A 9,048-nucleotide genomic window follows, 5' to 3' on the forward strand; every position below is an offset into this window, starting at 1 on the left:
TCCCGCCAAGATTCAGGCGGCCTTGAAGGCAACCGACCTGAAACCCGATCAGCTCATGATGGGCTACAAGGGCATCAAGTTTGATGAAAAGGGGCAGAACATCCTGGCGTCCGGTGTCATGATCCAGCTGCAGGACGGCGAGCACTACGTCGCGGTCTGGCCGAAAGACAGTGCCGCGAAGGCGCCCATGATGCCCTACAAGGGCTGGTGACGGACTCCCTAAGGGCGGGACCTGATCCCGCCCTTTTTCAAAAGATCGCCCCATGTCCTTTGTTCTCGTGCAGGTGATTGTCGGCGGGCTGTTGCTCGGCGCCGTCTACGCGCTGTTTTCCTCTGGCCTCACGCTGGTCTGGGGCATGATGAACATCGTCAATTTCGCCCATGGCGATTTCGTCATGCTCGGCATGTACGTCGCCTATGTCGTGTACACGCTGCTCGGCGGAGGGCCGCTGCTCGGCGCACCGCTCGCGACCCTGTCGCTGGCGACCCTCGGCGTCATCGTCTATTTCGCCCTGATCCGCGACATCATGAAGGGGCCGATGCTGGCGCAGATCCTCGGCACCTTCGGCCTCGCGCTGTTGTTGCGCTATTCCGTGTTCTGGTGGTTCGGCGCCAACTTCCTGTCGCTGCCGCAGAACATCGTCGGCGGCACCTTGGCCTTCCTTGGCCTGCGGATCGAGGCGGCGCGGCTGGTGGCGGGCGTCGTCGGTCTCCTGGTCACGCTCGGCCTGCATCTGTTGCTGACGCGCACCTCGCTCGGCTCCAAGATGCTGGCGGTCGCCGAGGACGCGACCGCGGCCCAGCTCATGGGCATCCGCCCCGATTCCATGCAGGCGATTGCGTGGGGGATCGCGGCCGCCGCGACCGGGCTCGCCGGCGCGCTGATCGCGACCTTCTTCTACATCGTGCCGACGGTCGGCGAGACCCTGGGAATCGTCGCCTTCGTCACGGTGTCGCTCGGCGGCTTCGGCAGCATCCCCGGCGCGCTGGTCGCGGGCCTGCTGATCGGGGTCATTGAATCACTCTCCGGCTATCTGATCGGCGCGGTCTATCAGGACATCGTGGTCTATGTGCTGTTTCTCCTGTTTCTCTGGTTCCGGCCGCAAGGCCTGATGGGCAAAGCCTGATGCGCCGCTTCGTTTGGCCCCTGCTGCTGCTCGCGCTGCTCATCCTCTATCCCGTTATCGTGTCGAACCCGTTCGCGCAGCGGATCGGCGCGCTGGTCCTGCTCTATGCGATCGCGGCATCGGCCTGGAACATCATCGGCGGCTATGCCGGGCAGGTCTCGGTCGGCCATGTCGTGTTCTTCGGCTGCGGCGCCTATGCGGCGATGGGCGCCTATGCCCATTTCGAGCTGACTCCGCTGGTCGGCATTCCCATAGGCTTTGTGCTGGCGGTCGCGATCGCCGCAGCCGTCGGCGTGCCGACCCTGCGGCTGTCGGGACATTATTTCAGCATGGCGACGATCGCGGTCGCCGAGACCGTGCGGCTGATCGTCACCAACACCGACTATCTCGGCGCGTCCCCCGGCCTGAGTGGCCCGGCCGTGCCGCGCAACGTCTTCGATCTCTCGTTCGTTTCGGCGCTGCCCTATTACTACCTGTTCCTTCTGGTGCTCGCGATCACGCTCGCCATCACCTGGACGATGGCGAACAGCCGGATGGGCTTTTATCTGCGCGCCATCCGTGATTCCGAGCGCGCTGCGCGCTCGCTCGGCGCGCCGACCAGCCGCATCAAGCTCTACGCCTACATGCTGAGCGCGGGGCTCACCAGCATCGCGGGCGCGCTCTATGCGATGATGTTCGGCTTCGTCGATCCGGAATCGGGCCTCGGCATTCTGATCTCGGTGAAGATCCTGATCATGGCCGCGCTCGGCGGCGCCGGCCTGCTGTTCGGGCCGCTGGTCGGCGCCGCGATCCTGGTGCCGCTGGAGGAAATCTCCAACAGCCTGCTGGGCGGGCAGGGCGCGGGCCTCACCTTCGTGGTCTATGGCGCGATCATCGTCCTGATCGCGCGCTTCCAGCCCGGCGGCCTGCTCGCCTTGGCCGGCCGGCTGTGGGAGCGCCGCGGCAAGCCGGCGGAGGCCGTCGCCAAGGTGGAAGCCAGCCATGCTCCTTGAAGCGCACGACGTCACCAAGGCCTTCGGCAGCTTCAAGGCCGTGAATGCCGCCTCGATCGCGCTGGAGCCGGGCGACATTCTCGGCCTGATCGGGCCGAACGGCGCCGGCAAGTCCACCTTCTTCAACTGCCTGACCGGCGACATCGAGTTGACGTCGGGCCGGGTGTCATTCGGCGGCCACGACATCACGACGGCGACGCCGGAGGCGCGGGCGCGGCTCGGTCTCGCCCGCACCTTCCAGGTGCCGCAGACCTTCACCGACATGACGGTGAAGGAGAATGTCATGATCGGCGCCTTTCTGCGCCACAAGCGACGCGCCGATGCCGAGGCCAAGGCGCGCGCGGTGCTGGAACGCGTCGGCATGATCCGGCTGGCGGACGCGCCGGCGCGCACGCTCGGCACGCCCGGCCGCAAGCGGCTGGAGATCGCGCGTGCGCTCGCCACCGAGCCGAAGGTGCTGCTGCTCGACGAGGCGATGGCCGGGCTCAATCAGCGCGAGGTGCAGCTCGCGATCGACCTGGTGCGCGACATCCATCGCTCCGGGATCACGCTGGTGATCGTCGAGCACATCATGGAAGTGATCATGTCGCTGGCCAACCGCGTCGTGGTGTTTCACCAGGGCCACGAGATCGCCCGCGGCAGCCCGCGCGAGGTCACCAGCAATCCGGCCGTGATCACGGCCTATCTCGGCCCCCGCGCCGCCAAGGCCGCGGCGGGGCACACGCCGGTCGAGTTGATGGGCGGACCCGTGACATGAGGGCGCCGCTGCTCAAGATCGACCGGCTCGAGGTGCGCTATGGCGACCTGATCGGGGTCTCCGACGTCTCGCTCGAGGTGCCGGAGGGCAGCGTGGTGGCGCTGCTCGGATCCAATGGCGGTGGCAAGACCACGACGCTGAACGCCATCGCCGGCCTGATCCCGCTTCATTCCGGCACGATCAGTTTCCTCGGTCAGCCGATCGGCGGCGAGAACGCATTCGCGATCGTGCGCAAGGGGCTTGCGCTGTCGCCGGAAGGCTGGCGGCTGTTCGTGCAACAGAGCGTCGAGAACAATTTGATGCTCGGTGCCACGCCGTTGCGCGACAAGGCACGTGCCGCCGTGCTGCTCGAGCGGGTCTATGAGATCTTTCCGCGCTTGAAGGAGCGCCGCAACCAGCGCGCCGGCACCATGTCCGGCGGCGAGCGGCAGATGCTGGCGGTCGGCCGCGCGCTGATGAGCGATCCGAAGCTCCTGATGCTGGACGAGCCGTCGCTCGGCCTCGCGCCGGCAGTGGTGGAATCGATGTACGAGACCTTCGGCCGGTTGCACCGGGAAGGCCTGACGATCCTGCTTGCCGAGCAGTCGATCGAGCTGGCGCTGGAGGTCTCCGACTTCGCGACCGTGCTGCAGGTGGGCAGGAGCGTGCTGTCGGGCCCCGCTGCTGCGCTCGCCAACGATCCGGAGGTGCAGAAGGCGTATCTGGGAGGCTAGCGAGAGCTTTTTGCGTTCCGATGGAATCGGAACGGAAGCTCTAGCTGCTTTGTTTTGACGCGTTTTCTTCACGCGAACCGGTATCCACTTCGCTCGAAAACGCTCTTAGTTAGCTGCCGCGCGGCGGCGTCATTTCGGCCCGCAGCAGCAGGTGCAGGCAATGGCCGAGCTTCGCCTCCATCTCGCTGTCGCGGATCGAGATCGGACCGGGGTCGTTGAGGATGGCGTTCACCAGCGTGCCGAACATGACCTGGAAGCCGAAGCCGATCGCCGCGGTTCTCGCGGCCTTGTCGCCGCCATCGCCCATGGCGGCCAGGATCAGCGGTGTGGCGCGGGAGGCCGCGCCGCGCGCCAACCGTCGGAACGGAGTCCATTTGTCGGGCCTGGTGTTCTTGTGCTGCAGCGCCGCCCGCAGCACGCCCTCGTGATCCCGGATCCAGCTGGTCACATCGCGCGCGATCCCGAAGCAAAGCCGGGCGAGATCGGGGCTCCTGATCTGCTTGTTGGTCGGGACCTTCGACAGCGCGCGGTTGCCGTCGCGCGCCGCGAGTTCGAGCAGCACCTGGAAATAGGCGTCCTTGCTCTCGAATCGGCTGTAGAAGGCGCCGACCGTGACGCCGACCTCGCGGCAGAGGGCGTCGATCGACAGCTCATGGAAGCTGTGGGTGCGCAGCATCTCCGCGCCCGCTTTCAGCAGCGCCTGGGTGGTCTCGCGGCTCCGACGCTGGCGCGATGGCGTGACGCCGGGGAAGTCGAGTTCGCTCGGAGGGGGCATTCGGCTTGCTACTCTCGGCGGGCGACCGGGATGATAATTGCGATCATCATTTGGCGCAATTGGCCGCCATCGATAGTCGCATCCTGGACGAAGGCCGCGCGGAGATCGCAAGGACAGGCGGAAGCGAGGCTGGTGGCGTTACTTTATCCTGTCGTAGGCCGCCGGAAAATCGGCAAGCGGCATCGGAATGGTGACCGTTTCCTTGGACAACGTCTGGAACGATACTTTCAACTGCTTGCCGGATTTCAGTGCCGCGAGCAGTTCCGGCGCGACCGGCGAGTTGGCGTAGCAGCCGCGGTCCTCGCAGGTCTGGATGGTGAGATCGATCGGCTTGCCCTCATCGACCTGCATCCTTGTGCCGGCGGGCAGGTTCAGCCCGAGCGGCAACTGCACCACCGCGACCGGGGTGTGGGTGTCGCTGGCGACGCGGATGTTGACCACCACGATCACCTGTCCGGTCTTGGTGAGCACCGCAGTCTCCTCCACCGCGCATTCGAGCGGCGCATCGCGCCCGAGGCTCGAGCAGCGCGCGACCCATCCGGGCTGCGGCGGCGTGTTGGTGGGAGAAGCTTCGGGCTGCGGCGCGGTTTGCGTGGTCGCGGGAGTGGTGGCGGGATTAGCGGCGGGATCCTTGGCCTTCGGGCCTTGCGCGGCGTCCGCGGCCGGCCATCCCAGAATCACGAGAGCTGCGAGAACGGCAGGCGCTGCGGTCGTCTTACGGGGGCGGCTCCTCAAGCGAGGTGCTTGCATGGGGCGATCCGTGAAGTCAAGTCACTCGGCAGCTTCCTTGACCGCGCGGTGCTCGGCGTGCTCGTCCTCGGTCCTGCCGGAGCGGCCCCAGCGCGAGAACGCGTTGGAGAGCTTGTCGAGATAGAGATAGATCACCGGCGTGGTGAACAGCGTCAGCGCCTGGCTGACGATCAGGCCGCCGACCATCGCGTAGCCGAGCGGCTGGCGGATCTCCGATCCCGTTCCGGTGCCGAGCATCAGCGGAACGCCGCCGAGCATGGCCGCCATCGTCGTCATCATGATCGGACGGAAGCGGAGCAGGGCGGCCTGCCGGATCGACTGTTCGGAGGTGAGATGCTGGTCGCGCTCGGCCGCGATGGCGAAGTCGACCATCATGATGCCGTTCTTCTTCACGATGCCGATCAACAGGATGATGCCGATCAGCGCGATCAGGCTGAAGTCGTAGCCGAACGCCATGAGAATCGCCAAGGCGCCGACGCCGGCCGACGGCAGCGTCGAGAGGATGGTGATCGGGTGGATATAGCTCTCGTAGAGAATGCCGAGGATCAGGTAGACCACGACGAGCGCTGCGAGGATCAGGAGCGGCACGGTGCCGAGCGATTGCTGGAACGCCTGGGCGGTGCCCTGGAAGCTCGAGTTCAGCGTCGCCGGCGCGCCGAGCTCGGCCATCGCCTTCTGCACCGCGTCGGTGGCCTGGCCGAGCGCCACGCCCTGAGCGAGGTTGAAGCTGATGGTGATCGCCGGAAACTGGCCCTGGTGGCTGATCGAGAGCGGACGGACCGGCACGCTGGTCCAGGTTGCGAAGGTCGAGAGCGGCACCTGGTCGCCGGTGAGCGGCGAGCGAACGTAGATCTTGTCGAGCGTATCGATCTTGCCCTGCAGCTCGGGGAGGATCTCCAGGATCACGTGGTAGGAATTGAGCTGGGTGAAATATTGCGTCACCTGGCGTTGGCCGAACGCATCATACAGCGTGTCGTCGATGAGCTGAGGGTAGATGCCGTAGCGCGAGGCCGTATCGCGGTTGATCTTGAGCTCCAGCGTCGTGCCTTGCGTCTGCTGGTCGGTGGCGACGTCGCGCACCTCCGACAACGTCTGCATCTTCCCCAGGATCTTCGGCGCCCATTCGTTGAGCTCGGCGAGATTGGCGTCCTGCAGCGTGAATTCGAACTGGGTGCGGGTCGGGCGGCCGCCGAGGCGCACGTCCTGCGCGGCTTGCATATAGAGGTTCGCGCCCTCGACCTTGGCGAGCTTCGGACGCAGCCGCGCAATGATCTCCTGGGCGGATGCGCTGCGCTCGTCGCGCGGCTTCAGGGTGATGAACATGTTGCCGTTGTTGCCGGCGCGGCCGCTGCCGCCGATCGCCATCGCGGCGGTCGCGACGTCGGGGTCCTGCAACACGATGTTGACGAGCTGCTCCTGCTTGGCCTTCATCGCCTCGAAGGAGATGTCCTGCGATGCTTCGGACGTCGCGGTGATCAGGCCGACGTCCTGCTGCGGGAAGAAGCCCTTCGGGATGATGATGAAGAGATAGACGGACAGGCCGAGGGTGGCGAAGAAGATCACAAGCGTGGTGCGCCGCCAACTGAGTGCCAGGTCGAGCACGTATTCATAGCCGCGCAGCATCGCATCGAAGCCGCGCTCGCTGATTTGGTAGAGCTTGCCGTGCCTGGTCTCGTGATGGGAGCGCAGGAAGCGCGAGGCCATCATCGGCGTCAGCGTCAGCGACACCACCATCGAGACGAAGATGGTCATCGCCAGCGTGACCGCGAATTCGCGGAACAGGCGGCCGATGATGCCGCCCATCAGGAGCAGCGGAATCAGCACGGCGACCAGCGAGACGCTGATCGAGACGATGGTGAAGCCGATCTCGCTCGCGCCCTTGAAGGCGGCGGCCAGCGGTCTTTCGCCCTCCTCGATGTAGCGCGAGATGTTCTCCAGCATCACGATGGCGTCGTCGACCACGAAGCCGACGGCAATGGTGAGCGCCATCAGCGACAGGTTGTCCAGCGTGTAGCCGAACACCCACATCAGCGCGCAGGCGCCGAGCAGGGCCAGTGGCACGGTGATGGTCGGGATCACGGTTGCCCAGAAGCTGCGCAGGAAGCCGAAGATGACCATGACCACGAGGAAGATGGTCAACAGCAGCGTGAACTGGACGTCCTCGACTGCCGCACGGATGGTCTGGGTTCGATCGGATATGATCTCGATCTTGATCGCCGGCGGGATCGCAGCGACGAGCCGCGGCAGCAGCGATTTGATCTTGTCGACGGTCTCGATGACGTTGGCGCCGGGCTGCTTGAACACCACCAGGAACACGCCGCGCTTGCCGTTGGCCCAGGCCGCCTGCTTGGCGTCTTCGGGACCGGTCACCGCCTGGCCGATGTCGCGGATCCGCAAAGGTGCGCCGTTGCGGTAGGCGACGATGACGTCGTTCCATTTCTGGGCGTCGAGGAGCTGGTCGTTGGCGTAAATCGTGTAGGCGCGTTTCTCACCGTCGATATTGCCTTTCGGGGCGTCCACCGTGGTGAGCACGATCTGGCTGCGGATGTCCTCCAGCGACAGGCCCTTGGCCACCAGCTTGGCCGGATCGACCTGGACGCGGATCGACGGCTTCTGCTGGCCGCCGATCGACACCTGTGCGACGCCGGAAATCTGGCTGATCTGCTGCGCAAGCTGGGCATCCACGGCGTCGCTCACCGTGGTGATCGGCAGCGCCTCCGAGGTCGCCGACAACAACATGATCGGCGAATCCGCCGGGTTGACCTTGCGGTAGGTCGGCGGCGAGGGCAGATTCTTCGGCAACTGGCCGCTGGCGGCATTGATGCCGCCCTGCACGTCGTTGGCGGCACCGTCGATCGATCGATTGAGATCGAACTGGATGGTGATCGCCGCGGTGCCGAGATAGCTCGTCGACGTCATCTGGGCGATGCCGGGAATCTGCGCGAACTGCCGCTCCAGCGGCTGAGCGACCGAGGAAGCCATCGTCTCGGGGCTCGCGCCCGGCAGTGTCGCGGTGATCTGGATGGTCGGGAAGTCGACCTGCGGCAACGGCGCGACCGGCAATTGCGGATAGGCGACGAGACCGACGAAAAGGATGCCCGCCATCAGCAGCGAGGTGCCGATCGGATAGCGGATGAAGGGCGCCGAAATGCCTCGCCCTTTTTCTTGGCCGTTGACGCCGGTCTGGCCGCTCATTCAGATTTGACCTTGTCTTGCGCTTGGCCGGAGCTTGCCACTGCCGTGTTCACGAGGGAACCCGGCTGCACCTTGAACTGTCCGCCCGTGATCACGCGTTCGCCCGGCTTCAGGCCCTCGTCGACCACCGAACGTCCATCGATCGACTGGCTGACCTTGACCTTGCGCAGCTCCGCCTTGTTGTCCTGGGTCACGGCGTACGCATAGAGGCCGTTGGTGCCGTGCTGGACCGCGTCGTCAGGGACCACCGTCGCATCCTTCAACGTTCTGACCAGCAGCCGCGTCGAAACCGACTGGCCGGGCCACAGCGCATGGTTCTTGTTGTCGAACACCGCTTTCAGCCGAATAGTCCCGCTGGTCGTGTCAACCTGGTTGTTGATCACCGCGAGCGTGCCTTCCGCCAGCGGCTTCTTGCCGTCGGTGGTGATCGCGACGACCTTCAGCGGTGCGGCGGCCTGGGATTCGCTGATATAGGGGAGCTGGTCTTCCGGCGCGGTGAAGATGACCGCGATCGGCTCGATCTGGGCCACGGTGACGATGCCGGTCTGGGTCGCGGCGTTGACGATGTTGCCGACGTCGACCTGGCGCAGGCCGGCGATTCCTGTGATCGGCGATTTCACCTGGGTGTAATCGAGTTGGGTCTGCGCATTGGCGATCGCGGCGTCATCGGCGGCGATCTGGGCGGTCAGCTGCGCGACCGTGGAGCGCTGGGTGTCGGTCTGCTGGCGCGTGGCGAACT

At 65.6% G+C, this 9,048-nt stretch carries 8 protein-coding genes and 1 pseudogene; 5 read left to right on the forward strand and 4 right to left on the reverse strand.

Annotated elements, in window-relative coordinates:
* The 5 genes and pseudogenes from JOY90_RS25390 to JOY90_RS25410 all read left to right on the forward strand — a co-directional run.
* Positions 1-211: pseudogene (locus JOY90_RS25390) on the forward strand (branched-chain amino acid ABC transporter substrate-binding protein); the annotation flags it as partial.
* Between the two features lie 52 nt (positions 212-263).
* On the forward strand, positions 264-1,127 hold the full coding sequence (locus JOY90_RS25395) for a branched-chain amino acid ABC transporter permease (RefSeq protein WP_291693856.1): 864 nt from the start codon (positions 264-266) through the stop codon (positions 1,125-1,127).
* Complete coding sequence (locus JOY90_RS25400) at positions 1,127-2,119, forward strand: branched-chain amino acid ABC transporter permease (protein WP_291693857.1); 993 nt, start codon at positions 1,127-1,129, stop codon at positions 2,117-2,119. Before JOY90_RS25395 ends, JOY90_RS25400 begins: the two co-directional genes overlap by 1 nt.
* Positions 2,109-2,876 carry an ABC transporter ATP-binding protein gene (locus JOY90_RS25405; protein ID WP_291693858.1) on the forward strand — a complete coding sequence of 256 codons (768 nt, stop codon included), beginning with the start codon at positions 2,109-2,111 and terminating at the stop codon, positions 2,874-2,876. Before JOY90_RS25400 ends, JOY90_RS25405 begins: the two co-directional genes overlap by 11 nt.
* On the forward strand, positions 2,873-3,589 hold the full coding sequence (locus JOY90_RS25410) for an ABC transporter ATP-binding protein (protein WP_291693859.1): 717 nt from the start codon (positions 2,873-2,875) through the stop codon (positions 3,587-3,589). Before JOY90_RS25405 ends, JOY90_RS25410 begins: the two co-directional genes overlap by 4 nt.
* Before the next feature lie 109 nt (positions 3,590-3,698).
* Here the strand turns inward: JOY90_RS25410 and JOY90_RS25415 are convergent, their stop codons facing one another.
* From JOY90_RS25415 to JOY90_RS25430, 4 genes are all read right to left on the reverse strand, one after another.
* Entirely contained in the window at positions 3,699-4,364 is a 666-nt protein-coding gene (locus tag JOY90_RS25415) for a TetR/AcrR family transcriptional regulator (protein WP_291693860.1), read from the reverse strand.
* A 138-nt stretch (positions 4,365-4,502) separates the two neighbouring features.
* Entirely contained in the window at positions 4,503-5,045 is a 543-nt protein-coding gene (locus tag JOY90_RS25420; RefSeq protein ID WP_291693861.1) for an invasion associated locus B family protein, read from the reverse strand.
* Between the two features lie 90 nt (positions 5,046-5,135).
* Positions 5,136-8,309, reverse strand: coding sequence for an efflux RND transporter permease subunit (locus tag JOY90_RS25425; protein WP_291693862.1), 3,174 nt, complete (start codon positions 8,307-8,309; stop codon positions 5,136-5,138).
* Positions 8,306-9,048 (reverse strand): efflux RND transporter periplasmic adaptor subunit (locus JOY90_RS25430; RefSeq protein ID WP_291693863.1); only part of this gene is annotated, 743 nt, incomplete at its 5' end. The genes JOY90_RS25425 and JOY90_RS25430, both read right to left, overlap by 4 nt.

It is taken from the genome of Bradyrhizobium sp. (assembly GCF_019242285.1).
Taxonomy (GTDB): Bacteria; Pseudomonadota; Alphaproteobacteria; order Rhizobiales; family Xanthobacteraceae; genus Bradyrhizobium.

Excerpts from the sequence above, each read along its gene's own strand:
- JOY90_RS25415 (WP_291693860.1), bottom strand. The coding sequence starts at position 4,364 with ATGCCCCCTCCGAGCGAACTCGACTTCCCCGGCGTCACGCCATCGCGC.
- JOY90_RS25410 (WP_291693859.1), top strand. The coding sequence starts at position 2,873 with ATGAGGGCGCCGCTGCTCAAGATCGACCGGCTCGAGGTGCGCTATGGC.
- JOY90_RS25425 (WP_291693862.1), bottom strand. The coding sequence starts at position 8,309 with ATGAGCGGCCAGACCGGCGTCAACGGCCAAGAAAAAGGGCGAGGCATT.
- JOY90_RS25400 (WP_291693857.1), top strand. The coding sequence starts at position 1,127 with ATGCGCCGCTTCGTTTGGCCCCTGCTGCTGCTCGCGCTGCTCATCCTC.
- JOY90_RS25395 (WP_291693856.1), top strand. The coding sequence starts at position 264 with ATGTCCTTTGTTCTCGTGCAGGTGATTGTCGGCGGGCTGTTGCTCGGC.
- JOY90_RS25405 (WP_291693858.1), top strand. The coding sequence starts at position 2,109 with ATGCTCCTTGAAGCGCACGACGTCACCAAGGCCTTCGGCAGCTTCAAG.